General features: G+C 69.5%; 20 protein-coding genes. 5 read left to right on the top strand and 15 right to left on the bottom strand.

Annotated elements, in window-relative coordinates; all coding sequences use genetic code 11:
- Nucleotides 1-125 precede the first annotated feature (125 nt).
- The 7 genes from ACWCRB_RS38680 to ACWCRB_RS38650 form a co-directional block, all read right to left on the bottom strand.
- Nucleotides 126-1,277, bottom strand: coding sequence for an ABC transporter ATP-binding protein (locus ACWCRB_RS38680; RefSeq protein ID WP_451000532.1), 1,152 nt, complete (start codon nucleotides 1,275-1,277; stop codon nucleotides 126-128).
- Entirely contained in the window at nucleotides 1,270-2,322 is a 1,053-nt protein-coding gene (locus tag ACWCRB_RS38675) for an ABC transporter ATP-binding protein (RefSeq protein WP_451000531.1), read from the bottom strand. Before ACWCRB_RS38675 ends, ACWCRB_RS38680 begins: the two co-directional genes overlap by 8 nt.
- A gap of 11 nt (nucleotides 2,323-2,333) precedes the next feature.
- Nucleotides 2,334-3,278: an ABC transporter permease gene (locus tag ACWCRB_RS38670; protein WP_451000530.1), complete on the bottom strand. Its 945-nt coding sequence runs from the start codon at nucleotides 3,276-3,278 to the stop codon at nucleotides 2,334-2,336.
- Nucleotides 3,271-4,203: an ABC transporter permease gene (locus ACWCRB_RS38665; protein WP_451000529.1), complete on the bottom strand. Its 933-nt coding sequence runs from the start codon at nucleotides 4,201-4,203 to the stop codon at nucleotides 3,271-3,273. The genes ACWCRB_RS38670 and ACWCRB_RS38665 overlap by 8 nt, the downstream gene beginning before the upstream one ends.
- A 146-nt stretch (nucleotides 4,204-4,349) precedes the next feature.
- The gene (locus ACWCRB_RS38660; protein WP_451000528.1) at nucleotides 4,350-5,981 is read right to left on the bottom strand and encodes a peptide ABC transporter substrate-binding protein; all 1,632 of its coding nucleotides are present in this window, start codon (nucleotides 5,979-5,981) and stop codon (nucleotides 4,350-4,352) included.
- A gap of 711 nt (nucleotides 5,982-6,692) precedes the next feature.
- A complete protein-coding gene (gene typA / locus ACWCRB_RS38655) occupies nucleotides 6,693-8,600 on the bottom strand; it encodes a translational GTPase TypA (protein ID WP_451000527.1) in 1,908 nt (635 codons plus the stop codon).
- Between the two features lie 147 nt (nucleotides 8,601-8,747).
- Nucleotides 8,748-11,000, bottom strand: coding sequence for an ABC transporter family substrate-binding protein (locus ACWCRB_RS38650; RefSeq protein ID WP_451000526.1), 2,253 nt, complete (start codon nucleotides 10,998-11,000; stop codon nucleotides 8,748-8,750).
- Between the two features lie 286 nt (nucleotides 11,001-11,286).
- Between ACWCRB_RS38650 and ACWCRB_RS38645 the strand changes: the two genes are divergently transcribed.
- Genes ACWCRB_RS38645 through ACWCRB_RS38630 form a run of 4 tightly spaced genes read left to right on the top strand, consistent with a single transcriptional unit; the run spans nucleotide 11,287 to nucleotide 15,150 of the window.
- Nucleotides 11,287-11,577 (top strand): hypothetical protein, encoded by a 291-nt coding sequence (locus ACWCRB_RS38645; protein ID WP_369034935.1) that lies wholly within the window; start codon nucleotides 11,287-11,289, stop codon nucleotides 11,575-11,577.
- 20 nt (nucleotides 11,578-11,597) lie between these two features.
- Entirely contained in the window at nucleotides 11,598-12,419 is an 822-nt protein-coding gene (locus tag ACWCRB_RS38640; protein WP_451000525.1) for a hypothetical protein, read from the top strand.
- A complete protein-coding gene (locus ACWCRB_RS38635; RefSeq protein ID WP_451000524.1) occupies nucleotides 12,419-14,359 on the top strand; it encodes a fumarate reductase/succinate dehydrogenase flavoprotein subunit in 1,941 nt (646 codons plus the stop codon). Before ACWCRB_RS38640 ends, ACWCRB_RS38635 begins: the two co-directional genes overlap by 1 nt.
- On the top strand, nucleotides 14,356-15,150 hold the full coding sequence (locus ACWCRB_RS38630; RefSeq protein WP_451000523.1) for a succinate dehydrogenase/fumarate reductase iron-sulfur subunit: 795 nt from the start codon (nucleotides 14,356-14,358) through the stop codon (nucleotides 15,148-15,150). The genes ACWCRB_RS38635 and ACWCRB_RS38630 overlap by 4 nt, the downstream gene beginning before the upstream one ends.
- Here the strand turns inward: ACWCRB_RS38630 and ACWCRB_RS38625 are convergent.
- A complete protein-coding gene (locus ACWCRB_RS38625; RefSeq protein WP_451000522.1) occupies nucleotides 15,125-16,150 on the bottom strand; it encodes a phosphotransferase family protein in 1,026 nt (341 codons plus the stop codon). The genes ACWCRB_RS38630 and ACWCRB_RS38625 overlap by 26 nt on opposite strands.
- Nucleotides 16,147-16,452 (bottom strand): hypothetical protein, encoded by a 306-nt coding sequence (locus tag ACWCRB_RS38620; protein ID WP_451000521.1) that lies wholly within the window; start codon nucleotides 16,450-16,452, stop codon nucleotides 16,147-16,149. Before ACWCRB_RS38620 ends, ACWCRB_RS38625 begins: the two co-directional genes overlap by 4 nt.
- A gap of 109 nt (nucleotides 16,453-16,561) precedes the next feature.
- Here ACWCRB_RS38620 and ACWCRB_RS38615 point away from each other — a divergent pair, with 109 nt between their 5' ends.
- A complete protein-coding gene (locus tag ACWCRB_RS38615) occupies nucleotides 16,562-18,112 on the top strand; it encodes a hypothetical protein (RefSeq protein WP_451000520.1) in 1,551 nt (516 codons plus the stop codon).
- 158 nt (nucleotides 18,113-18,270) lie between these two features.
- Here ACWCRB_RS38615 and ACWCRB_RS38610 read toward each other — a convergent pair whose 3' ends face one another.
- The 6 genes from ACWCRB_RS38610 to ACWCRB_RS38585 all read right to left on the bottom strand — a co-directional run bounded on the left by ACWCRB_RS38610 (nucleotide 18,271) and on the right by ACWCRB_RS38585 (nucleotide 24,978).
- On the bottom strand, nucleotides 18,271-21,009 hold the full coding sequence (locus tag ACWCRB_RS38610; RefSeq protein ID WP_451000519.1) for a SpoIIE family protein phosphatase: 2,739 nt from the start codon (nucleotides 21,007-21,009) through the stop codon (nucleotides 18,271-18,273).
- Nucleotides 21,010-21,315: 306 nt separating this feature from the next.
- The gene (locus ACWCRB_RS38605) at nucleotides 21,316-21,747 is read right to left on the bottom strand and encodes an ATP-binding protein (protein WP_451000518.1); all 432 of its coding nucleotides are present in this window, start codon (nucleotides 21,745-21,747) and stop codon (nucleotides 21,316-21,318) included.
- A gap of 157 nt (nucleotides 21,748-21,904) precedes the next feature.
- Nucleotides 21,905-22,321 carry a (deoxy)nucleoside triphosphate pyrophosphohydrolase gene (locus tag ACWCRB_RS38600; RefSeq protein WP_451000517.1) on the bottom strand — a complete coding sequence of 139 codons (417 nt, stop codon included), beginning with the start codon at nucleotides 22,319-22,321 and terminating at the stop codon, nucleotides 21,905-21,907.
- A 24-nt stretch (nucleotides 22,322-22,345) separates the two neighbouring features.
- Nucleotides 22,346-22,528, bottom strand: a complete 183-nt coding sequence (locus ACWCRB_RS38595) for an SPOR domain-containing protein (protein ID WP_105968232.1) — start codon at nucleotides 22,526-22,528, stop codon at nucleotides 22,346-22,348.
- Between the two features lie 326 nt (nucleotides 22,529-22,854).
- On the bottom strand, nucleotides 22,855-23,607 hold the full coding sequence (locus ACWCRB_RS38590; RefSeq protein WP_369034945.1) for a GntR family transcriptional regulator: 753 nt from the start codon (nucleotides 23,605-23,607) through the stop codon (nucleotides 22,855-22,857).
- 183 nt (nucleotides 23,608-23,790) lie between these two features.
- Nucleotides 23,791-24,978, bottom strand: coding sequence for a DUF4190 domain-containing protein (locus tag ACWCRB_RS38585; protein WP_451000516.1), 1,188 nt, complete (start codon nucleotides 24,976-24,978; stop codon nucleotides 23,791-23,793).
- Nucleotides 24,979-25,157: the final 179 nt, after the last annotated feature.

Here is a 25,157-nt window from a genome sequence, read left to right as displayed (position 1 = left end):
TGCGCAATTGTCCGGGCCTCCCATGGGAGTGTGGCCCGGGACGGGTGCGGACGGTTTGTGACTTGTCCGACACAGCGCACAGCGGAGGTACGGAAGGGAAACGGCGGAGACCTGGGAGAGGGACGTCAGGCCGCGTGCACGACGTCCTTCTCCTCGGCGAAGTGGCACGCCGACTCGTGGGACGCCTCGGAGTCCGAGCCCCTGAAACGCTCGGGGATCGCCAGCAGCGGCGTCTCCTCCGCGCACTTGTCCTGCACCTTCCAGCAGCGGGTGCGGAAGCTGCAACCGGACGGCGGGTTGGCCGGGGACGGCACGTCACCGGTGAGGATGATCCGCTCCCGGCCCTCACGGGCCTCCGGGTCAGGCACCGGGACCGCCGACAGCAGCGCCTGGGTGTAGGGGTGCGTCGGGTGGTCGTAGATCTGCTCGTCGGTGCCGATCTCCGCCATCCGGCCGAGGTACATCACCCCGACCCGGTCCGAGATGTGCCGGACGATCGACAGGTCGTGCGCGATGAAGATGTAGGAGAGGTTGTACTCGTCCTGCAGTCGCTCCATCAGGTTGATGACCTGTGCCTGGACGGACACGTCGAGGGCCGACACCGGCTCGTCGCAGATGATGATCTCCGGGTTGAGGGCCAGGCCGCGCGCGATGCCGATGCGCTGACGCTGACCGCCGGAGAACTGGTGCGGGTACCGGTTGATGTACTCGGGGTTGAGACCGACGACGTCCAGCAGCTCCTGCACCTTGCGGCGCCGGTCGCCCTTGGGGGCCACCTCCGGGTGGATGTCGAAGGGCTCCCCGATGATGTCGCCCACCGTCATACGCGGGTTGAGGGAGGTGTACGGGTCCTGGAACACCATCTGGATGTTGCGTCGTACGGCCTTCAGCGCGCGCCCGGACAGCTTGGTGATGTCCTGGCCCTTGTAGAAGATCTCGCCGGCCGTCGCCCGCTCCAGGTTCATCAGGAGCTTGGCCACGGTGGACTTGCCGCAGCCGGACTCGCCCACGATGCCCAGGGTCTCGCCCTGGTACAGGTCGAAGGAGATGCCGTCGACGGCTTTGACCGCACCGACCTGCTTCTTGAACAGGATGCCCATGGTGAGCGGGAAGTGCTTCACCAGGTTGCGCACCTGGAGGATCGGCTCGCCCCGCTCGACGGGTGCCTCGATCGCGGCGACCGCCTCCGTCGCGGAGTGGGCGTCCACGACCTCGACGTCGGAGACGTTCGGCGTGGCGTCCTGCGGCTCGTCGTCCTTGCCGATCTGCTCAGCCATGGATCGTCTCCTTCCAGAAGTGGCAGGCCGAACCGCGGCCGGCCAGCTCGGCGCCGTCCCGCTCGGTGACCTGCAGCAGCTCGGGGACCTCGGTACGGCAGATGTCCTCGGCCTTGGGGCAACGCGGGTTGAAGGCGCAACCGGTCGGCACGTGCAGCAGGTTGGGCGGCAGACCCTTGATCGCGTACAGCTCCTGGCCCTTCTGGTCCAGGCGCGGGATCGAGTCCAGCAGACCACGGGTGTACGGGTGCGCCGGGCGCTTGTACAGGCCGTGGACGGGGGCGCGCTCGACGATCCGGCCCGCGTACATCACCGCGATCTTGTCCGCGACGTCGGCGACCACGCCGAGGTCGTGGGTGATCAGGATGAGACCCATGTTGTACTCACGCTGCAGGTCGGCGAGCAGGTCCATGACCTGGGCCTGGACCGTCACGTCAAGGGCCGTCGTGGGCTCGTCGGCGATGATGAGATCCGGCTCCAGGGCCAGCGCCATGGCGATCATGATGCGCTGGCGCATGCCCCCGGAAAACTGGTGCGCGTAGTCGTTCACTCGGGCGGCGGCTGCCGGGATCTTCACCCGGTCCATCAGCTCGATCGCCTTGGCCTTGGCGTCCTTCTTGGACATGCCCTGGTGGACGCGGAACATCTCGCCCAGCTGGTAGCCGACGCTGAGCACCGGGTTGAGCGAGCTGAGCGCGTCCTGGAAGATCATGGCGATGCGTTGGCCACGGATGCGGCGGCGCTGCTCGCCGGACATCCTGAGCATGTCCTGGCCCTGGAAGAGGATCTCTCCCTGGGGGATCCGCGCCGGCGGCATGTCGAGAATGCCCATGATCGCCTGCGCGGTCACCGACTTGCCGGAGCCGGACTCGCCGAGCACGGCGAGCGTCTCACCGGCGTGCACGTTGTAGTTGACGCCGTTGACTGCTCGTACGACGCCCTCGCGGGTGACGAACTCGACGTGCAGGTCCCGCACTTCGAGCAGGGGGCCGTCCCCGCCGTCACGAGGCGCCGGTACCGGAGCGACTTCTTCGATGGTGGTCATGTACGCCTCCCTCAGCGTGTCTTGGGGTCGAGGGCGTTGCGGACCGCTTCGCCGAGCATGATGAATGCCAGCACCGTGATGGTGAGCATGATCGACGGGTAGAGCATGATCCACTGGGCCACCCGGATCTGGTTGCCGCCGTCGGAGATGTCGTTGCCCCAGGAGACGCCGTTCAGGCCGAGGCCCAGGAAGGACAGGGTGGCCTCCGCGCCGATGTAGACACCGAGCGAGATGGTCGCGACGACGATCACCGGGGCCAGGGTGTTCGGCAGGATGTGCCGGAACAGGATGCGCGGGGTGCTGGCACCCAGTGCCTTCGCCGCCTGGACGTAGTCGGACTGCTTGGTGGTGATCACCGCACCGCGCATGACGCGGGCCAGCTGGGTCCAGCCGAAGAAGCCCAGGGCGCCGATGACGACCCAGGCGGAGCGGTTCGGGAAGGAGTTGAGGACGACCATGGTGCCCAGGAAGAACGGGATTCCGAAGAACACGTCCACGATCCGGGACAGGATGGAGTCGACGACCCCGCCGAAGTAGCCGGCGATCATGCCGACCAGACCGCCCACGAGCGTCACGAGGACCGTGGTGCCGAAGCCGACGGCTATGGAGGCCCGGGCGCCGTAGACGAGCCGGGCGTAGACGCTGCGGCCCTGCTGGTCGTAGCCCAGCCACTCTGGCGAGAACACCTTGCCGAGCTGCGGCTTCTGCAGGAAGTGCTTGGACAGGTCGCCGTACGCCGGGTTGGCGCTGGTGAACCAGCCGGGGAAGAAGGTGATCGTCAGCAGCAGCAGGATCAGCACCGCGGAGACGAGGAAGACCTTGTTGCGCCGCAGGTCCTGCCAGGCGTCGCCCCACAGGCTGCGGGCCTTCTCGGCCTTGACCGGCTGCGGGGCGGGGGCGGGTGCGCTCGCGTCGTCCGAGGCGGCGACGGCGGTGGTTTTGGTCAGGTCAGGCATAGCGAATCCTCGGGTCAAGGACCGCGTAGAGCAGGTCGACAAGGAGGCTGGCGACGAGGTAGACGAGCACCAGGATGGTCACCAGGCCCACGAGGGTGGTGCCTTCCCGGCGGACGATCGACTGGTAGATGGTGCCGCCGATGCCCTGGATGTTGAAGATGCCCTCGGTGATGACGGCACCGCCGAGCAGGGCGCCGATGTCCGTGCCCAGGTAGGTGACCACCGGGATCATCGAGTTGCGCATCAGGTGGACGGTCACCACCCGGCGCCGGGGCAGGCCCTTGGCGATGGCCGTACGGACGTAGTCGGCGCGCATGTTCTCGGCGATCGACGTACGGGTCAGCCGGGAGACATAGGCGAGCGACGCCGTGGCCAGCACAATGGCCGGCATCAGCAACTGACCGTAGTTCGAGGGGTCGTTGACGTTCGGTTCCAGCCAGTTGAGTTCGTCGGCGAAGATCCACTTGAGGATGAAGCCGAGGACGAACACCGGGACCGAGATCAGCAGCAGCGTGATCAGCAGCACACCGGTGTCGGCGGCGCGGCCGGCGTGCAGGCCGGCGAAGACACCGAGGCTGATCCCGACGACGACCTCGATGGCGAAGGCGAAACCACCCAGGCGCAGGGTCACCGGGAAGGCGTCGCCGAGCACGTCGGTGACGGGGCGTCCGCTGGCTATCTGCGTGCCGAAGTCGGCATGCAGGATGATGCCCTTCATGTAATTGAAGTACTGCACAAAGATGTTCTGATCCAGGCCGTACTCGTGTCTCAGCTGGGCGATGACCTGTGGGCTGCCGCCCTTGTCGCCGAACAGCCCCTGAACCGGGTCACCGGGCAGGGCGTAGACCATCAGGAAGATCAGCAGGGTGGTGCCGAAGAACACCGGGATCATCTGGAGCAGTCGTCGTGCGACGTAGCGCCCCATCGTGCCTCCAAAAAAAGTCACAGCGGCAGCAAGGCGGGCCCCTTCCTGCGCACCGCTTCGCGATGCGTGTGGAAAGGGCCCCCCGACCGCTGCCGCTGCTGCCCGGGGCGCGGTGTGGGGCGCCCCGGGCAACGGACTGTCTGCGGTTACTTTTTGACCTGGACGCCGGTCAGGATCGGGTCGCCGTCCTGGCCGAACTGGACGCCCGAGACCTTCTCCGAGTAGCCCGCGTTGACCTTGTAGTACCAGAGCGGAATGCTCGGCATGTAGTTCGGGAGCTGCTTCTCGATCTCCTGGTACGCCTTCACCGACTCGTCCAGCGTGGCGGCGCTGTCGGCGGCGGCGATCTCCTCGTCGATCGTCTTGTTGGAGAAGCCGCTCTGGTTGCCGTCCGACTTGGTGCCGAACAGGTCCCGGATGAAGTTGGCGTTCATCGGGAAGTCCAGCACCCAGCCCGAGCGGTACAGGGACTTGACCTCCTTCGCCTTACGGGCCTGGAGGTCGGCCTGGAAGTCGGCCTTCGAGTCGCCGGCGCACTTCACACCGGTGGCGTTGGTGATGGAGTTGCAGACGGCCTCCACCCACTCCTTGTGCCCGCCGTCGGCGTTGAACTGGATGGTGATGGAGTTGCCGGGAACGCCGCCACCCTCCGCGATGAGCGCCTTGGCCTTGGCCGGGTCGTACTTCGTGACGTCACCGGCGGCGTCCGCCTGGTAGCCGAGGACGCCCTTGGCGACCCAGCCGGTGGCGGGCTCACGGGTGCCCTGGAGCACGGTCTTGGTGATGGTGTCGCGGTCGATCGCCATCGACAGGCCCTGGAGGACCTTGGGGTCGATGTCCTTCCACTGCTTGGTGTAGAAGGCCGGGGCGACGGACTGGATCGCGGAGTACGCCTGGTCCACGGCACGGTCGCCGAGGTCCTGCTTGTAGACCGGCAGGTCCTTCGGGGCGACCTGGGTGATGACGTCCAGGTTGCCGGACTTCAGGTCCTCGTAGGCGGTCTCCAGGGTGGAGTAGTTCTTGAAGACCACGCCACCGTTCTTCGCCGCGTTCGAGCCCGTGTAGCCGGCGTACTTCTTGACCGTGATGGCCTTCTTGTGGTCCCAGCTGACGAACTGGTACGGGCCGTTGCCGACCGGCTTCTCACCGGCGGCCTTCGGGTCCGCGTAGAAGGACTCGGGCAGCGGGGAGAAGACCTGGTAGCCGAGCTTGTAGACGTAGTACGGAATCGCCTTGCTCAGCTCGATGGTGAAGGTGGTGTCGTCGACGACCTTCAGGCCCGACAGCTCGGTGGCCTTGGGCTTGCCCGACTCGGGGGCGACCTCGTCGTAGCCCTTGATGTCCGAGAACCAGAAGCTGTTGGTCTGCGCGTTGGCCGGGGCCGCGGCCCAGTTCCAGGCCTTGACGTAGGACTCGGCGGTGACCGGGGTGCCGTCGTGGAACTTCCACCCGGACTTGAGCTTGACCGTGAAGGTCTTGCTGTCCGTGGTGTCGATCGAGTCGGCGTTCATGTAAACGATCTTGCCGCTCTCGTCGTAGTCCACCAGGCCGGTGAACAACGAGTTGATCACGATGCTGCCGTAGGACTCCATGGTGTTCGCCGGCTGCAGCGGGTTCTCCGGCTCACCGGACTCGACCGTGAACGTGCCGTTCGGGTCGATCGCGGCCTTGTCGCCGCTGTCGCTCTTGCCGTCGTCACTGCCACCACCACAGGCGGTCGCACTCAGTGCCACAACCGCGGCTATCGCGACCCACTTGGCGCTCCTGGCACCGCGCATGGGTTCCTCCTCATGAGTCCATTGGTTCACCGCAAAAAGAGAGCAGACGACACACCACCGCCACCGTTGCCGGTATCGGGAAAGTCAGATGCCCCCCACGCTCGCGAGTCGGCACAGTTTGCTGCGCCAGACCCGTTGATCCGAGCTCTACGCGCCTAACTATCTGCCATGTGCCATAGCCGAACCACATCCTCAAGGTCTCGGTTCGATCACACCTGACACATAACTCTTCCAAAATCCGGACAAACAGTTTGCCGAAAGATCCCTGCGAAACGGACTTGTTACACATCTATCGGAAACGAACGTCCGCATTCCGGACACGAGGGAGCGGAAAATGGGTTGCGCACACATGCCCGCCGTGCGCGGTTCCACGGGTGGCGCCCGCATGCCCTGAACGCATGCGGTGAAATCACCTGACGCGCCGTCAACACACTGTCGAAACAGAGGCTTTCAGCGGCCGAGGCGCCATTTGGACCCGTAGGCCGGCGGACCGGCGACGACACAGCGGGCGCACAGGCACATGTCCCACGACCGCGAGTTGATCCCCTCCAGCAGCAGGGTAGTGCGGCTGGGACGCACACGCGGGCCCGCGTCGTCAATTGAAGGGTTTTCCCCCTATGCCCCCTACGACAGCACCGGGCACCCCCGCCGTTAAGCGGGCGTACCCGGTGCGTTAGACGAAAGGCCCGACGTCAGCCGGTCGTCGTCGTTCTAGCCGTGCTTGGCGCGGCTCGCGGAGCGGGCGCGCTCGCGGGCGTCCAGGTTCACCTTGCGGATGCGAACCGCCTCCGGGGTGACCTCGACACACTCGTCGTCGCGGCAGAACTCCAGGGACTGCTCCAGGGAGAGCTTGCGCGGCGGGACGATCGCCTCGAACGAGTCGGCCGAGGACGACCGCATGTTCGTGAGCTTCTTCTCCTTGGTGATGTTCACGTCCATGTCGTCGGAGCGCGAGTTCTCGCCGACGATCATGCCCTCGTACACCTCGGTGCCGGGGTCGGTGAACAGCACACCGCGCTCCTGGAGGTTCGTCATCGCGAACGCGGTGACGGCGCCGGCCCGGTCGGCCACCAGCGAACCGTTGTTACGGGTCGCCAGCACACCGAACCAGGGCTCGTGGCCCTCGTGGATGGAGTGCGCGATACCGGTGCCGCGCGTACCGGTCAGGAACTCCGTACGGAAGCCGATGAGCCCGCGGGAGGGCACGACGAACTCCATCCGGACCCAGCCGGAGCCGTGGTTGGACATGTTGTCCATCCGGCCCTTGCGGACGCCCATGAGCTGCGTGACCGCGCCCATGTGCTCCTCGGGCACGTCGATCGTCATGCGCTCGACGGGCTCGTGGACCTTGCCGTCGATCTCCTGCGTGACGACCTGCGGCTTGCCGATGGTCAGCTCGAAGCCCTCACGGCGCATCTGCTCGACCAGGATGGCGAGCGCCAGCTCACCACGGCCCTGGACCTCCCAGGCGTCGGGACGCTCGGTGTCGAGGACACGCAGCGAGACGTTGCCGATCAGCTCGCGGTCGAGACGGTCCTTGACCTGACGGGCGGTGACCTTGCGGTCCTTGACCACGGCCTTGTTCTCGGCACCCTTGCCGGTGCCGCCGCGGCCGACCATCGGCGAGGTGTTCGTACCGATGGTCATGGAGATCGCCGGCTCGTCGACCGTGATGAGCGGCAGCGCGATCGGGTTCTCGGGGTCGGCGAGGGTCTCGCCGATCATGATGTCCGCGATACCGGCGACGGCACAGATGTCACCGGGGCCCGCCATCTCGGCCGGCTTGCGGGTGAGCGCCTCGGTCATCAGCAGCTCGGTGATGCGCACGCTGGACATCGTGCCGTCACGCTTGATCCACGTGACGGTCTGGCCCTTGCGCAGCTCGCCCTGCTCGACGCGGAGCAGCGCGATACGGCCGAGGAAGTTGTCGGCGTCCAGGTTGGTGACGTGCGCCTGGAGCGGCGCGGCCTCGTCGAACTGCGGGGCCGGGACGTGCGACAGGATCGTGGAGAAGAACGGCTCCAGGCTGTTGCTGTCGGCCGGGACCGTGCCGTCCTCCGGCTTGGTCAGCGAGGCGACACCGTCACGCGCACACGCGTAGACGATGGGGAACTCGATCTGCTCCTCGTCCGCGTCCAGGTCCAGGAAGAGGTCGTAGGTCTCGTTGACGACCTCGTCGATCCGGGAGTCCGGGCGGTCGGTCTTGTTGATGCAGAGGATGACGGGCAGACGCTGCTGGAGCGCCTTGCGCAGGACGAAGCGGGTCTGCGGCAGCGGGCCCTCGGAGGCGTCGACGAGCAGAACGACGGCGTCCACCATCGACAGACCGCGCTCGACCTCGCCGCCGAAGTCGGCGTGGCCCGGGGTGTCGATGATGTTGATGGTGATGACGTCCCCCCCGTCCTTCGGGTGGTACTTCACCGCCGTGTTCTTGGCGAGGATCGTGATGCCCTTCTCACGTTCCAGGTCGTTCGAGTCCATCATGCGGTCGTCGAGCGACTCGGCGGCGTGCGCGGCGAAGGCACCGGCCTGCTTCAGCATGGCGTCGACCAGTGTCGTCTTCCCGTGGTCGACGTGGGCGACGATGGCGACGTTGCGGATGTCGTGGCGCGTGGCCATATTGCGGCGTACTCCCGGCTTGAGTGGATGGCCTGCGCGTACGTCTGTGTTACGCGGACCCTGCCGGGCTGAACATGCCACGGCCTTACCCCATGGTACGGGCCCGGGAGCGCGGGGGCTCGCCGGGCCGTCCGGGTGAGGCGACCGTCACGGTCGGGGTGAGGACTTGCTCCCCGGCGTGACGCCCTTCTTCAGGAACCCCATGTCCTCGTAGACGGGCGTCTGGAAGCCGAAGGCGCCCAGGTTGGCGACGTTCTTCTTCACGGCCAGGAGCTGGGGCCGCTGGAAGAGGGGAATGGAGCCGCCGGCCGCCCAGATCCGGGCGTCGGCCTTCCGGACCAGCGAGGCGGACTTGCCCTCGTCGAGGGTGGCGATGGCCTGGTCGAAGAGCTGGTCGACCTGGTCGGTGCCGACGCGGGTGTAGTTCTGCTCGACGTTGAGCGACCCGTCGGCGGCGGGCACGGGCTTGGCGTAGATGGGCCGGGCGTCGGTGGCGGGGAAGGCGGACGCGGGCCACGAGTACAGGGCCAGGTCGTACTGCCCGGAGGCGATGTGGTCCTTGAAGTAGCTGTCGTCGGACACCTTGGTGACGGCGGTACGGATGCCGACCCGGTCCAGCATCCGCGCGATCCGGTCGCCCACGGCCCGCAGCGTGGCGGAGCCGGGCCCCGAGGGCAGCACGAACCGCAGGGTCAGCGGCTTGCCGTTCTTGGCGAGCGCCCCGGCGGCGGCCCCGGCGGGAGCGGGCGTGCCCTTGGGCGCGTAGGCACCGGCGGGCGCACCGCCCTGGTCCGGGTGCTTGTGGAGGGACTGCTTGCCGTCCTGGGCGAGGTTCGTCTTCCCCGACCCGTCCTGCTGCTTCTGGTGGTCCAGCGGGTCCTGGTGGTCCTCGCGGACGGGCTCGCCGTACGGCTTGTCGTCGTCGCCGACGATGTAGTTCCCGTCCTCGTCACCGGCACTCTCGCCGGCCTTCGGGGAGGCGGTGGGCGAGGCGGACTCGCCGTCGGCCTTCTTCCCCTCACCCCCGGCGACCTTCTTCGGCTTGCCGAGCGGGCCGCCCTGCACCCAGCCGGCGTCGGCGAGGAGGGCCTCGGCCTCGTCGGTGTCCTGGCCGCCGAGCGCGCCGCTGTTGTCGGCGTAGGCGGCCTGTCCGGAGAGCGCGAGATGACTGCCGACCGGTACGGCGGGCAGCCCCAGCGGCTTGAGTACGAGGCCGGCCAGCTCCTCGCGGTCCAGCGCCCGGGCGACGGCGCGGCGCACCCGCTCGTCGGCGAGGGGGCCGTCGGCGCCGTTGAGGGCGAGCTGGGTGTAGGCGGGTTCGAGGGACTTGCGCACCTCGAACCCGCTGAGCGACTGCTGCTGCTCCTCGTACTTGGCGTCCGCCTTGCGCTGGGCGCTCCGGGCGATGGTCTCCGCGTCGGCGGCCTCCTCGTCGGAGCCGTGCGCGACGGCCCAGGAACGCAGGGCGCGGGCCGGGGTGCGCGCGGCGCCGGGGCCCTGGAGCGGGGTCGACTTGCCGCGCGCGGCGAGCACGATGCGCTCGGCCTCGGCGGGGTCGATCTCGGCGACGTCGACCTTGCCGGCGGCGAGCGCCCAGGCGCGCTTGTCGCGCGGTACGGCGTGCAGCACGATGCCGTCGAGCTTGGGGGTACTCCCCCACCAGCGCGGGCTGCGCACGAGGACGACGTCGCCGTCCGCCTTGGCGACCTTCTTGAGGTTGAACGGCCCCGCGGTGACCTTGAGCTTCCGCCTGGCCCCGTCGTTGAAGGAGTCCGGGGTCCCCATGACCTCCTTGGGGTACAGCGGCGAGAAGAGCGACTTCCAATCGGCGTAGGGACGGCTGAAGGTCACCTTGACTTCGAGATCGTTCGCCCCGCGCTGCACCTTCGCGATGCGGTCGTACCCGGCGTTGCGTGCGGTCCAGTACGCCGAGTTCTTGCCGGACAGGGCACGCCACTGGGCGGCGAAGTCGGCGGCGCCGATCTCCCGGCCGTCGCTCCAGACGGCCTGCTGGTGCAGCTTGTAGAGGACGACCTGGCGGGGCTCGGTGTCGACGACCTTCGCGGACTCCAGGAAGTCGGCGTTGCGCACCGGCCGCCCGTTCGCGTCGAGCCGGAACATCGACGGCAGCACGGCCTGCGCGACCCGGGTGGTCGTGGCGTCGGCGTCCGCCTGGAAGGTGTTGAGGGTCTCCGGTACGGAGTCCACGGCCCAGCGCAGCGTGCCGCCGTCGGCGAGCAGGGAGCGGGCGGCGGGGGCGATGTCCTGCCCGGCGAGCGGCTTGCTCGCCTGGTCCTCGTCACCGCCGCACGCGGTGAGCAGGGGCACGGCGAGCACGCCGGCGGTGAGAAAGGCGACCGAGCGCGTGACCGCGCGCAGTCCGACGCCGTGGTGAGACATCTCTGCTTACCTCCGAGGGCCGCGGGCGTTATGATCACATTTGGCGGTATATGGAGCTGATCGCATGTATCCGGCCACTGAAGAGGAAAGGGTTCGGCAACGGACGGCGACACGGCGACGACAGCCGGGAAGCCCACCCGTGCGGCGCAGCGCACCCAGGGATGCACCCATACGCCTCGGCCAATCGGTGCACATCCCTTCCCACCGACAGGTGTGACGCGCAACACTCGCAGGCGCATGAACGTTGCCGTCCAAGGCCCCCGGCCTACGGAAGTGAGGTCACGTCATGTCCGTGAACGACGAACTGACGTCCATCCAGCGCTGTCTCGACGATCTGTTCCGCTCGATGGGCCGCCTGGAACAGCAGATCGGCAAGGGCGGCCTGGAACTGCGCCGCCTCCGCAGCGACGCCAACCACCTGCGCGAAAGCCTCGCGCTGCTCCGCGAGGCCGCCCCCGGGCTCGCACAGCCCCGGCGCCCCGACCTCGTGTCCATCTCCGACACCCCGTACGACAACACCCTCTGGACGGACTCGGACGACGAAGGACTCGGCGCCCACGACCGTCACGCCCCCTGAGAATCCGACCGGAGTTCTCCTTGGCCACCGATACGGAACCCCATCCTCAGAGCGGCGGTGTACGCACCCGTACACGCGCCGCCATCGACGCCCCGCACCTGCGGACCGACCGCTGGTGGCTGGCGCCCGCCGCCACTGCGGCCGGGCTGCTGGCGTTCATCGTGTACTCGACCTGGCGGGCGTTCGCGAACGCCGACTACTACGCGGCCCCGTACGTCTCGCCGTTCTACTCGCCCTGTCTGGCGGACAACTGCGCGCCCATGCGGCACGGCCCCAACGCCGACCTCTTCGGCGCCTGGTGGGGCATCTCCCCCGCGATCATCATCCTGATCTTCCCGCTGGGCTTCCGCCTGACCTGCTACTACTACCGCAAGGCCTACTACCGGGGCTTCTGGGCGAGCCCCCCGGCCTGCGCGGTCGCGGAACCGCACAAGAAGTACACGGGTGAGACCCGCTTCCCGCTGGTCTTCCAGAACATGCACCGGTACTTCTTCTACGCGGCCCTCGTGGTCGCCGGGATCCTCACCTACGACACGGTCCTGGCCTTCCGCGACGAGCACTACAACTGGGGCCACATGGGCCTCGGCACCCTGGTCTTCCTGCTCAACATCACGCTGATCTGGGCGTACACGCTCTCCTGCCACTCGTGCCGGCACATCGTCGGCGGCAAGCTCAAGCACTTCTCCAAGCATCCCGTGCGCTACCGCGCCTGGCAGTGGGTCGGGAAGCTGAATGACCGTCACATGCTGCTCGCCTGGGCGTCGTTGGTGAGCGTGGCGCTCGCCGACTTCTACGTGTATCTGGTCGCCTCTGGCGCTTTCGATGATCCGAGGTTCTTCTGATGTCTGTCGTCGACCGGCAGGAATGGGACGTCGTCGTGGTCGGCGCGGGCGGCGCGGGCTTGCGCGCCGCCATCGAGGCACGCGAGCGGGGCGCCCGTACGGCGGTGATCTGCAAGTCCCTCTTCGGCAAGGCGCACACGGTGATGGCCGAGGGCGGGATCGCCGCCGCCATGGCCAACGTCAACAGCCACGACAACTGGCAGGTGCACTTCCGCGACACCATGCGCGGCGGCAAGTTCCTCAACCAGTGGCGGATGGCGGAACTGCACGCGCAGGAAGCGCCGGACCGGGTCTGGGAGTTGGAGACCTGGGGCGCCCTCTTCGACCGGACGAAGGACGGCCGGATCTCCCAGCGCAACTTCGGCGGCCACGAGTACCCGCGCCTCGCGCACGTCGGCGACCGCACGGGCCTGGAGCTCATCCGCACCCTCCAGCAGAAGATCGTCTCCCTCCAGCAGCAGGACAAGAAGGAGACCGGCGACTACGAGTCCCGGCTGAAGGTCTTCCAGGAGTGCACGGTCACCCGCGTGTTGAAGGACGGCAGCCGGGTCTCAGGTGTCTTCGCCTACGAGCGCGAGACCGGCCGTTTCTTCGTCATCGAGGCCCCTTCCGTCGTCATCGCGACCGGCGGCATCGGCAAGTCCTTCAAGGTGACGTCGAACTCGTGGGAGTACACGGGCGACGGCCACGCGCTCGCGCTGCTCGCCGGAGCGCCGCTGCTGAACATGGAGTTCGTGCAGTTCCATCCGACGGGCATGGTCTGGCCCCCGTCGGTCAAGGGCATCCTCGTCACGGAGTCGGTCCGTGGCGACGGCGGGGTGCTGCGCAACTCAGACGGAAAACGCTTCATGTTCGACTACATCCCGGACGTCTTCAAGGAGAAGTACGCCCAGTCGGAGGCCGAGGGCGACCGCTGGTACGAGGACCCGGACAACAACCGCCGGCCCCCCGAACTGCTCCCCCGGGACGAGGTGGCCCGTGCCATCAACTCCGAGGTCAAGGCGGGCCGTGGCTCCCCCCACGGCGGCGTCTTCCTCGACGTGTCGACGCGCATGCCGGCCGAGGTGATTCGGCGCCGACTGCCGTCCATGTACCACCAGTTCAAGGAGCTGGCGGACGTCGACATCACCGCCGAGGCGATGGAGGTCGGGCCCACCTGTCACTACGTGATGGGCGGGATCGCGGTCGAGTCCGACACCGCGGCGGCACGCAACGTCCAGGGTCTCTTCGCGGCCGGTGAGGTCGCGGGCGGGATGCACGGCTCCAACCGGCTCGGCGGCAATTCCCTCTCCGACCTGCTGGTGTTCGGCCGCCGGGCCGGCCTGCACGCGGCCGAGTACGCCAACACGCTCCCCGCCCGCCCACCCGTGGACGACCCCCAGATCGACGAGGCGGCGGCCGAGGCCCTGCGCCCCTTCTCCGCGGAGAGCCCGGCCCCCGGCAAGGACGAGGGACGCCCGGCGGAGAACCCGTACACCCTCCACCAGGAACTCCAGCAGACCATGAACGACCTGGTCGGCATCATCCGCCGTGAGGGCGAGATGGCGCAGGCCCTGGAGAAGCTGGCCGAGCTGCGGGTACGGGCCCACCGGGCCGGTGTCGAGGGCCACCGCCAGTTCAACCCGGGCTGGCATCTCGCCCTCGATCTGCGGAACATGCTGCTGGTCAGCGAATGCGTGGCCCGGGCGGCGCTGGAGCGCACCGAGTCGCGCGGCGGCCACACCCGTGAGGACCATCCGACGATGGACCGCGAGTGGCGCAACGTGAACCTGCTGTGCCGACTCGCCGATCCCGCCGCCGGGTTGGCGGCCACGGACCCGGTGAACGGCCTGGTCGCCCTCACCCGTGAGACCACCGAACCCGTCCGCCCCGACCTGCTCGCCCTCTTCGAGAAAGAGGAGCTGGTCAAGTACCTCACCGACGAGGAGCTTTACGAGTGAGCACCAGCGCAGTGAGCAGCAGCTACGAGGCCCGCTTCAAGGTGTGGCGCGGCGATGTGAAGGGCGGCGGGCTGAAGGACTTCGCGGTCGAGGTGAACGAGGGCGAGGTCGTCCTCGACATCATCCACCGGCTCCAGGCGACCCAGGCCCCCGACCTCGCCGTCCGCTGGAACTGCAAGGCGGGCAAGTGCGGTTCGTGCTCGGCGGAGATCAACGGGCGTCCGCGGCTGCTGTGCATGACCCGGATGTCGGTGTTCTCCCGCGAGGAGACGATCACGGTGACTCCCTTGCGGGCCTTCCCCGTTGTCCGGGATCTCGTCACCGATGTCGGCTTCAACTACACGAAGGCCCGCGAGGTGCCGTCCTTCGTACCGCCCGCCGAACTCGGCCCCGGTGAGTACCGGATGATGCAGGAGGACGTGGACCGGCCGCAGGAGTTCCGCAAGTGCATCGAGTGCTTCCTGTGCCAGGACACCTGCCATGTGGTCCGCGACCACGAGGAGAACAAGCCGGCCTTCGCGGGCCCGCGCTTCCTGATGCGCGTCGCGGAACTCGACATGCACCCCCTGGACGCGGCGGCGGAGTCCGGCCTGGACCGCAAGAAGACCGCCCAGGACGAACACGGCCTCGGCTACTGCAACATCACCAAGTGCTGCACGGAGGTGTGCCCGGAGGGCATCCACATCACGGACAACGCGCTGATCCCCTTGAAGGAACGGGCCGTTGACCGCAAGTACGACCCGCTGGTGTGGCTGGGCTCGAAGATCAGGAGGCGCGGCGCGGGCTCATGAGCAGGTTGATGATCTGTTCGAGACTGTGCTCGGCGATCCCGCGCATGAAGGCGGGGTCCGGGAACGCGGCCACATCGAGGAGTCGCAGCGGGCCCGTGGCCAGAGAGAGGTGCATGGCGAGCCGGTAGAGGCGCAGCCGGTTCGGATCGAGGTCCGGAGCAGCCAGGCTTCGGTACAGCGTCCCGAACCGCTGGCGCAGGAACACGTGCTCCCACTCCGCGTCGAAGTACAGCAGTCCCTCGATGTCGATGAGCGCCGGTTCGCCGTCGGGGGTCACCAGGACGTGGTCGGGACCGAGTTCGCCGTGGATGAGGGGGAGCGGGCCGGTGCGGGGGCGGACCTCGGCCGCCAAGTGCCGTACGAGGGCCGCCAGTTCGCCGTGCAGGGCGGCGGCTCGTGGCTGTCGTACGACGAGGTCGTCGAGGTCGTGCAGGGCGCGGTCCGTGAGGATCTGCTCGCACGAACTCCCGTACGACACCCCGCCCTTGTCGACGAGGCCGACCTTCCCCAGGCGGGGTCCGGTGGTGCCGTGCAGTACGCCGAGCAGGTCCGCGAGCCGGTCCAGTACCTGGGCGCCGGCCTCCGGGTCGCGCTCCAGGAGCACCTCCAGGTCGCCGCCGCCCGGGTGCCCCCGTACGTCCTCGACGACCGCCGCGTCCGCGGGGAGGTGGGTGTGCGCGGGGTCTGCGTACAGGAGGCGCGGGGTGCGGACGCCGACGGCCGCGAGGCGGTCGTGGCAGGCCGTGAACAGGTCGAGGCCGGTGGCGTGGGCGAGGGGGTCGCGGTGGTCGACGGGGCCCGCGTCCCAGAGGTCCTCGTCCGGCGACCAGACGTACGCGACGGCCGTCGTGCCGTCGTCGAGGGCGAGCCGGTAGACGCCCTTCTTGCTGCCGCCGCGCAGCCGGGTGACCCCGGCGAGGCGCCGGGCCGGGCCGAGGGCGGCGCGGGTGAGGGGGGTGAGGTCGGTGGCGGTGAGTGCCCTGCGGGGCGTTCCGGTCACGCGTCGAGGGGCGGGCGCGTGGCGAGCAACTGGAACCAGAAGCCCGCGATCATCAGCAGCACGCAGGTCATGGGGACTGCGGTTTCGAGGATCGGCGAGCCACCGAGCACGTCCCACACCCCGTACGTCGTCTGCACGGCGAGGCCTGCACTGGTGAACACCGCTCCGTAGCCCCACATCGCGGGGCGCACGCAACGGCGCCGCAGCCAGGGCAGAAGCCAGCCTGTTCGAACAGCCACCCCACCGCACACGAACAGACTGCCCGCAATCAGCACGACCGCCACCGACAGATACCCGTGCATCCCCGCCCCCCTCGAACACGTATGCCGAAACCCTACCCACTCCCCCTCTCCCGCCACTCCTGCCCCATCCCGGTCGCGGTAGCGCGATCACCCCCATACGCTCGCAAATGTGACGCCCTCCCGCTCCCGGGGCAGGCCGCTGCGAGCCGCCTCCCACATACCCGTGCGTCTGGCGCACACCGCGCTGGGCGGGGCGATCGGGGTGATGTGGCTGGTGCTGCCCGGAGTGACGGCGGACCACTCGGATCATGAGGTTCCCGTGTCGGCGGTCGGCAGGGCGAACGGCACCGCGGCCCAGGAGGACGAGACCTCCACCGGCGATCTGGTCCTGCCCCTCGTGGCGGCGGGCACGGCGACCGCGGTGGCCGCGTACACCTACACCCGCCGCAGACGCCGGGCCCGGACCCACACGCCGGCGACTGCCGGCGCCGGGCCCGCCCAAGTCCCGCCCCCGGCGCCCGAACTCGACCGGCAGGCCCGCAGGTCGCTGGTCACGGCCGACGACTGCGTACGCACCAGCCGTGAGGAACTCGGCTTCGTGGAGGGGCTGTTCGGGGCCGAGGCGGTCGCGCCCTTCACGGAGGCCGTGCGCTATGCCGAGGCCGAGCTGTCGGCCGCCTTCCAGCTGCGCCAGACGTACGACGACAACCCGACGGACGCCTCCCGGGACATCCTCGACGAGATCGTGGCACGGTGCGTCGACGCGGGCCGGCGCCTGGACGCGGAGGCCGCCGGCTTCGACCAACTGCGCGCCCTGGAACAGGACATGAGCGGCGCCCTGAGACACGCCGAGGTGCGCTTCCGGGAGCTGAACGGCCGTACGGGAGCCGCCGGGTCGACCCTGGCCGACCTCGGCGAGCGGTACGCGCCCGCAGCCTCCTTCTCCGTCTCCAGCCAGGTCGAACAGGCGAAGGACCGGCTGGTGTTCGCCACGACGGGGCTCAACAGGGCCCGCCAGTCCGCCGACTTGGGCGAGACGGACCGGGCTGTGCTGCATCTGCGCGCCGCCGAGGGCGCGATCGCCCAGGCCGAGGTGTTCGTGGACGGCGTCGACCGCCTCGCGTCCGCACTGGCCGCCGCCGCACAGGCGCTGCCGGAGGCCTTGGACGAGGCGGAGGCGACGGTCGTGGAGGCACGGGAGCGGCCGGTGGCGGAGGAGCCCGTCGGCGCGCTGGAGGGACATGTCCGCCGCGCCGAGGCCACGCTGGCCGCCGTACGGGAAGAGGCCGCCGCCGGGCCCTACGACCCCCTGGAGGCCCTGCGCCGGGTCACGGAGGTGTCCGTGCCCCTCGGGACGGTCCCCGGCGCCGTCCGGCTCGTCGCACGCGGGTCCACCGCCGACGCGGACGGCCTGATCGGCACACACCGGGGCGCGGTGGCCGCCGAGGCCCGGACCCGGCTGGCGGAGGCCCGCCGCCTGCTGGACCGGGACCCGGCAGAGGCCGACACCTTCGCCCGCCAGGCCCGAGAACTGGCCGAACGGGACATCCGCGCCCACGGAAACCCGTACGGCGGCCGCCCCGAACACACGAACGGCGTCGCCGGAGCAGTCCTAGGCGGAATCCTCCTCGGCGACCTACCGGACGCGAAGGCCGAGGCGCTGACGGGCGGCGCCCCGGGTTCGTTCGGCGGCCCGGCAACACGGGCACGACGGGGGTAGCGCCCCAAGGGGGCGCGGGGAACTGCGCGACCAGCCACGACGGACCAGCAGCCGCAAGCCGACACACCGAGGCAGGACAGTGGGCGCTCACCTGACGAGCACCCCGCCCAGCGCCCCGTAAGAACTCTCCGTGAACTCCGTAAGAGCGCGTCTGTCCGTCAGAACAGACTCAGCAGCGCCTCCGCCGGGTCCGCGAGGACCGTTCCCCCGTCGGGTAGCGGCAGCTCGAACCACACCGTCTTCCCCCGGGGGGTCCTGCGGGAGCCCCACGCCGCGCTGAGCAGGCCCACCAGCTGGAGGCCACGGCCACCCTCGTCCGTGTCGCGCGCGCGGCGGCGGCGAGGCTGGACCAGGCCCGCGTCCCAGACCTCGCACACCAGCATGCGGTCGAGGAGCAGGCGGAGCCTGATCTCGCCCTCGCCGTAGCGCAGGGCGTTGGTGACCAGCTCGCTGACCAGCAATTCCGTGGTGTCGATGAGGGGTTCGAGGCCCCACGCGGTGAGCTGCGTGCGGGTGTACTCACGGGCGCGGCCCACGCTGCGCGGTTCGCGCGGCAGGGTCCAGTCGCCGACGGAATCGGCGGGCAGCCCCTGGACACGTGCCATCAGCAGGGCGATGTCGTCCTCGCCGTGGTGGGTGTCGAGGGTGTTGAGGACGTGGTCGCAGACGTCCTCCAGCGGCTGGGAGGGGTCGCTGAGGGCGCCGACGAAGGCTTGCAGGCCCTCGTCGAGGGGGTGGTCGCGGGATTCGACCAGTCCATCCGTGTAGAGCGCCAAAAGGGAACCTTCGGGGAGTTCGACCTCGACCTCCTCGAACGGCTCGCCGCCGACGCCGAGCGGCATGCCCGGCGGCACGTCGAGCATCAGCGCGGACTCGCCCGGTTCGAGGATGACGGGCGGCAGATGGCCGGCGTTGGCGAAGGTGCACCTGCGGGTCACCGAGTCGTAGACCGCGTAGATGCAGGTCGCGAGGTACACCTCGGAGAGGTCGGCGTCACGGGGCTGGCGGGCGGCTCGGGTGGCCTGCTGAACGCCGCCGGGGGTGCCCAGGCCGCGCGCGATCTCGTCCAACGCGGAGAGGACCTCCGCCGGTTCGAGGTCGAGCAGGGCCAAGGTGCGGACCGCCGTGCGGAGTTCACCCATGGCTACGGCGGCGCGCAGCCCCCGTCCCATCACGTCACCCACGACCAACGCGGTGCGGTTGCCGGGGAGTTCGATGACGTCGAACCAGTCGCCGCCGACCTCGGTGGCCGCGTTGCCGGGGAGGTACCGGCAGGCGATGTCCAGGCCGGAGGCCTCCGGGTCGCCGGGCGGAAGCAGGGACCGCTGGAGGATCAGGGCCCGTTCGTGCTCGCGCCGGTACAGGCGGGCGTTGTCGATACAGACGGCCGCCCGTGCCGCCAACTCCCAGGCCAGTGCCCGGTCCCGCTCCCCGAACGGCTCGCTGCCCTTCGTACGGGAGAACTGGGCGAGGCCTACGACGGTGTCGTGGGCGACCATCGGGACGGCCAGGGTGGACTGGATGGCGCCGTTGTCCTCGGCGGGGACGAGCTGGGGGCGGGCGGTGCGCAGGGCGTCCGCGCAGGGCGAGTTGAACGGGAAGTGGTGCACGGCGCCGACGGCGACGGGTGCCTTGCCGCCCGCGAAGGGCGCGTCGGAGACGGCGCTGGCGTAGGCGACGCGGCGGAGTTCCGCGCTGCCGTCGGCGAGCCCGGGCGGGGTCTCGTCGCCGGCCAGCAGGCCCTGGTACAGGTCGACGGTCGCGAGGTCGCAGAAGCCGGGGACGACGACGTCGAGGAGTTCGCGCGCGGTCGTTTCAAGGTCCAGGGAGTTCCCGATGCGGGAGCCGGCCTCGTTCAGAAGGGCGAGATTGCGCCGCGCGGCGGCGGCCTCGCGGGCGGCGGCCCGGCGGGCGGTGATGTCGAGGGCGAGCCAGGCGACACCGATGGGGCGGCCGGTGCCGCTGTGCACGCGGTACAGGTTGACCGACCAGTGCCGGCGCTCGTCGGAGCCGGGCACGAAGCCGGTGATGTGCATGTCCGTGATCGAGTCGCCGGTCTCCAGGACCCGGCGCAGTGTCGCGGAGACCCGCTCGGCCTCGGGAGAGCGCAGGTAGTCGTAGACACCGCGGCCCCGGTGGTCGTCGACCGTGCCGCCGTAGATCGAGGCGAAGCGCTGGTTGGCGCGCCGGATGCGGAGATCGGTGTCGATGAGCAGAAAGCCGAACGGAGATTGTCCGAATATCGCCTGCGAAGCGGCGAGGTCGGTCTCGATCTGACGCAGCGTCCGCACATCGACGACGATGCAGACGGCGGCCTTCTCGCCCTCCTCCGTCCGCGTCGGCATCACATAGACCTCGGCGAGGCCCTCCCGCGGGCCGTCCTCACCCGGCCCGGACTCGCGGACGCGGAACGGCACGACTCCGGTCCACTCCCGGCCGTCGAGGATCTCCGCCATCTTCCGCTGACCGCGCTCGCGCAGATCGGGGTCGATGAAGGCCTCGATGGGGTCCATGCCCACGGCCCGCCCGGCGGGGATGCCGAAGATCTTCTCGGCGCGCAGGCTCCACTGGTCGACAAGGCCGTCGGGGCCGATGGAGAACGACGCCACCTTGATGTAGTCGTAGATCGAGCCGGGCGGGCTGCTCTGCCACATGGGGTCACCTGTCACGTCACGCGCGTAGTCCTGCGCGGTGTCACGTGTCGCATCGCGCACCGGCCCGCCCATGGTGCCACGCGTGGTTTCACGTGTCGCATCGCGTATCGCGTCACCGTCCGCGGAACTCCTGACACCCGTCGCACGACGTGGCGCACCGGCCGCGGCATCACCCGCGGCCCCCGCACTCGCGCCGCCCGACGGGTCCTTGGACTCCGTGGCCTTCGCTGGTATCTCGCTCACGCGAACCGTCCCCTCCAGCTCACCGCGTCCGGCACCGGTCACCGGGGGCGGCTGCCCGCAGTATCCAGCACTACGGCGCCCCACAACACGGTGTTCACGATCACGGGACAATCCCGATGCTTTTCGGACCGGCCCGCGACAACACTCCCAGTCTTCTAACCAGGGGAGTACCCGTCGAACCCCGATCGACGACAACTGCCAGTGGCCTGAACCACAAGGTCGACATCTCAGGGGCGGGCGTACAACCGATGTTCACCCCGGCGCACGGTTCGTCGCTCTCCGTGCACGGGTTCGCTCCGGCCTCGCTCAGCCCGGCAGCGACAGCTCGAACCACACCGTCTTGCCCGCGTCGGCGGGGCGGGTGCCCCAGCGGCTGGAGGAGCGGGCGACCAGCTGGAGTCCCCGGCCGCCCTCCTCGTCGGGCCGGGCGGCACGCTCGCAGGGCAGGTCGGGCAGCGGGTCGGAGACCTCGACCAGGAGCGTGGCGGAGATCCCGGCGGGCCGCACCAGGCGTACGCCGATGGGGCCCGTGGCATGCCTCAGGGAGTTGGTCACCAGCTCGCTGACCAGCAGGGCGGCGATGTCACCGAGGGCGTCGAGCCCCCAGCTGCGCAACTGTCCGCGCACGACCGCACGGGCTCCGCGCACGGCGCCGGGCTCCGCGGGAAAGCTCCACTCGGCGCAGTCGCCTTCGGTGTCGATCACGCCGATCACTTCCCAGGCCAGCGACCCACCCATGTCCGGTTTCGTGGGGTTAATGGGCACATACCCGATATTCACGGCCCAGTACCGCCTCCGAGGGCGCACTGTGGCACGAACGGCGTACGGGGCGTGCACACCGGGAGCCTTCGGCACCGCCCACTCCTCCTATGCCCTCGGCGGCGCCCCCGTCGGCTCAGCCCAGCCGGGCGACCGCTTCCCGGACCGCCGGTACGTCCTGATCCAGCCAGTCCACGTCCCAGATCTCGGCCGGGGTCAGCCAGCGCAGTTCGTCGTGGTCCTGGAGTGCCTTGGGCTCGGCCGAGTCGGCCGGGAGCCGCGCGGTCCAGACCCACAGGACGTACGGCGGTTTCAGGGGCCACTCCCCCGGGATGCGCTCGACGGGTTCCGCGTCGACGCCCAGTTCCTCGCGCAGTTCGCGTACGAGGGCGTCCTCGGGCGTCTCACCGGGTTCGACCTTGCCGCCGGGCAGTTCCCAGCGGCCGGCCAGTTCGGGGGGCGCGCTGCGGCGGGCGGCGAGGAGGCGTCCGTCGCGCAGCAGGGCGGCGCCGACCACGACGATCCGCGCGGTCGGATGTGTCCGTTCCGTCATGGGCCGGAGCCTACGGGAGCGGGGTCACCTGGTTCCGTTCTGCCCGATCCGCTCGACCCAGTACAGCTGCTTGTGGCCGCGGTCGTCGAGGCTGTCGGCGATCTTCTGGGCTTCCGCACGGGTCGCGTACCGGCCCACGCGGTAGCGATTGCCGTTGTCGTCCTGCCGTATGACGAGCCAGGGAAGAGTGATCGTCCCGTCGCTCATGGAGCCCCTCCACTTCCCGCCCCCGGCTTGCGCCGCGCCCCGCCCGCTAAGGAAACCGCAATCCGCATATGCCCGACCCTACGCCTAACCTTTACGCAGCGAATACGGAATTTCACAAAGAGGTACGCAACCGGCCAGGGTCCAGGGGGCGCACGACATCGAACGCGCCGTCGAAAGGGCACGGTGTGTCCGGTCAGCGGCACACCGTGCCCCACGGGGCGACCTGCGAGAACGGCCAGAATCCAACGGCCCGGTGGGCGGCGGTGGTTGGCGGGGCGGCGGTGAAGAGGGGAGCGTTCGAGAAGTCAACCGCCCCTGCGTGTGGGCTACTTCACTGGCAGGTGGTACGCGACCTGGTAGCGGTCCGCGGGGATCACGACGTCGGCCGTCTCGACCGGGCGCCCCGAGGCGTAGTAGGTGCGGTGCACGACGAGCACCACGTGCCCGGGGACACCGCCCAGGGCCTGCAGTTCCTCGGCGAGGCCGGGGCGGGCGCCGACCTCCTCCGTGACGTTGTCCACGATCACGTCGATGGCCGCCATGCGCTCGACGACGCCCATCCCGCCGAGGGGGCCCTCCTCGGGCAGCATCACCGGCGTACGACCGGTGACCGCGAGGGGCTCCCAGGAGGTGGAGAGCATCATCACCTCGCCGGCGTCCCGGAAGACGTACTTCGTGCACATCACGCGGTCGCCGGGCAGCAGACAGAGCCGCTCGGCGATGGCACCGCTCGCCTCGGTCTGCGCGCTGCTGGACTCCCAGGTGCCGCGCGCCTCCGCGTCGGACTGCTCCTGCCGGAACGGTGTCGCTCCGCCGTCGGGCCGGAAGCCGGAGCGGGCGATCCGGCGTGGCACGGGACGCTCGCGCACGTACGTCCCCGACCCGGAGCGGCCCTCGACGAGCCCCTCGGCCATCAGCACCTTGCGCGCCTCCAGCGCGACCGTGTCCGAGACGCCGTACTCCTCCCGGATCCTGGCCTGGGAGGGGAGGCGGGTGTGCGGTGGCAGCGAACCGTCGACGATCTTCTGTCGTAGATCACCCGCGACACGCAGGTAGGCCGGCTGCTCACCGAATGTCACGGGCCGCTCCCATCAGGTTGTACAGACAGCGACAGCCTGGCAACCATGGGTTGCGACATGCAAGCAAAGGCCAGGGAATCACTCGATGTGATGACTTGCGTCACCGGGAGGCATGGCGGGAGGCAGGGACGAGTGTCTGCGCGGGCGCGCCGCGCAGGCACGTTCTCCCCGCCCCGGCCGTCGTCACACATCGATGCCGGTGTCCCCGCCGGTGTCCTCGCCGGTGCCCTCCGGGTCGTAGTCGTAATCGGGCGGGGTCGTCGCGAGCCCCAGAGCCTTGCGCGCGGTGATCGTGCGGTCGGAGTCGAGCAGCGAGTAGCCGGTGTCGTAGTGGTCGTAGAAAGTGTCCACGTCGGTGGCCACGGCCGCCTTCGCCCACTCCAGGCGCGCGCTGCGCAGGTCCTTCACGAGCGCGGCGACGCTGGGCGAGGCCGCGGCGGCGAACCGGTGTTCGGTGAGCAGGCCGATCTGCTCGTCGAGCGCGTCCGTCATCCGCGCCGCCCACTCCTTGTGCCCCGGCAGGTCGTCCTCGACGTACTCCTCCACGGGCTCCGCGTCCATCGCCGTGTTGAGGACCTGGGCCGCCTTCAGATACGTCAGCTGGTCGGTGTCGAGCGTCGTCGCGTCCTTGCGCAGGGAGCCGGTGAGGGTGCCGTCCGTCTCGACGCTGCCGAAGACGCAGGTGACCTCGTGGTCGCCGAGGCGCCAGCTCTGGCTGGTCGGGGTGAGGTAGTAGACGTCGACGTCGTCCGGCACGGCCCAGGCGTCCATCGCGTAACTGTCCTCAAGGGCATAGCACTTGTCGTCGGCGATCTCGGTGACGCGGTCGTCGCCCGGGTAGGAGCCGGACGGGAGCTGGAAGCTGGCGAAGACCTCGCCCTCGTGGGCGGTGGAGCAGGGCACGGTGTCGACGTCGTACGCGTAGCCCTCCAGGGAGCCGTCCAGGGAGTTGAAGCAGTCGCCCTTGGCGAGGGAGAAGGTGCTGTTGCTGTCCTCGGCGGCGTCCTTGAACCCGTCCCAGGCCTCGGAGAGGCCTCCGGTGCCGAGGAGCAGCGCCCAGAGGGCGAGCCCGACGGTCGACAGCACGGAGCCGGCGATCGCCATGCCCTTGCCGCGCTCGCCCTTCTTGCGGATCTGCACGAGGGCGACGATGCCGAGGACGAGGCCGAGGGCGGGCAGGAAGCAGAGGATGCCGAGGACGAGGGAGGCGATGGCTACGCCGTTGACAGGGGCGGGCTGGTTGTACGGGGAGTAGCCCTGGGCCCAAGGGGCGTAAGGGGCTTGGGGGTAGCCCTGGTACGGGGAGTAGGGCCCCTGGGGGTGCTGGGGATGCTGCGGCTGGCCGGGTCCAGGGGGCGGGGGTATGGCCACGAGCGGGAGGCTCCTCGTCGGGGTGGTGGGAACTGACGTACGACTTGGCGCATGTTAGGGGAGTTTCGCCCCCGCCGCCCCTACCCGTTCCCATCCCTGGGGGCTGCCGCCCCCAGGCCCCCGCTGTCGGCCTGAACGGCCTCGTCCTCAAACGCCGGACGGGCTGGGTATCTCAGCCC

The sequence above is a fragment of the Streptomyces sp. NPDC002156 genome (assembly GCF_053593675.1).
Note: the sequence above shows the minus strand (reverse complement) of the source record. Positions and strands in the feature narration are given on the sequence as shown.

Coding starts and splice junctions, on each gene's coding strand:
- ACWCRB_RS38680 (WP_451000532.1), bottom strand. CDS start 1,277: ATGGCTGAGCAGATCGGCAAGGACGACGAGCCGCAGGACGCCACGCCG.
- ACWCRB_RS38675 (WP_451000531.1), bottom strand. CDS start 2,322: ATGACCACCATCGAAGAAGTCGCTCCGGTACCGGCGCCTCGTGACGGC.
- ACWCRB_RS38670 (WP_451000530.1), bottom strand. CDS start 3,278: ATGCCTGACCTGACCAAAACCACCGCCGTCGCCGCCTCGGACGACGCG.
- ACWCRB_RS38665 (WP_451000529.1), bottom strand. CDS start 4,203: ATGGGGCGCTACGTCGCACGACGACTGCTCCAGATGATCCCGGTGTTC.
- ACWCRB_RS38660 (WP_451000528.1), bottom strand. CDS start 5,981: ATGCGCGGTGCCAGGAGCGCCAAGTGGGTCGCGATAGCCGCGGTTGTG.
- typA (WP_451000527.1), bottom strand. CDS start 8,600: ATGGCCACGCGCCACGACATCCGCAACGTCGCCATCGTCGCCCACGTC.
- ACWCRB_RS38650 (WP_451000526.1), bottom strand. CDS start 11,000: ATGTCTCACCACGGCGTCGGACTGCGCGCGGTCACGCGCTCGGTCGCC.
- ACWCRB_RS38645 (WP_369034935.1), top strand. CDS start 11,287: ATGTCCGTGAACGACGAACTGACGTCCATCCAGCGCTGTCTCGACGAT.
- ACWCRB_RS38635 (WP_451000524.1), top strand. CDS start 12,419: ATGTCTGTCGTCGACCGGCAGGAATGGGACGTCGTCGTGGTCGGCGCG.
- ACWCRB_RS38620 (WP_451000521.1), bottom strand. CDS start 16,452: ATGCACGGGTATCTGTCGGTGGCGGTCGTGCTGATTGCGGGCAGTCTG.
- ACWCRB_RS38605 (WP_451000518.1), bottom strand. CDS start 21,747: ATGGGTGGGTCGCTGGCCTGGGAAGTGATCGGCGTGATCGACACCGAA.
- ACWCRB_RS38600 (WP_451000517.1), bottom strand. CDS start 22,321: ATGACGGAACGGACACATCCGACCGCGCGGATCGTCGTGGTCGGCGCC.
- ACWCRB_RS38595 (WP_105968232.1), bottom strand. CDS start 22,528: ATGAGCGACGGGACGATCACTCTTCCCTGGCTCGTCATACGGCAGGAC.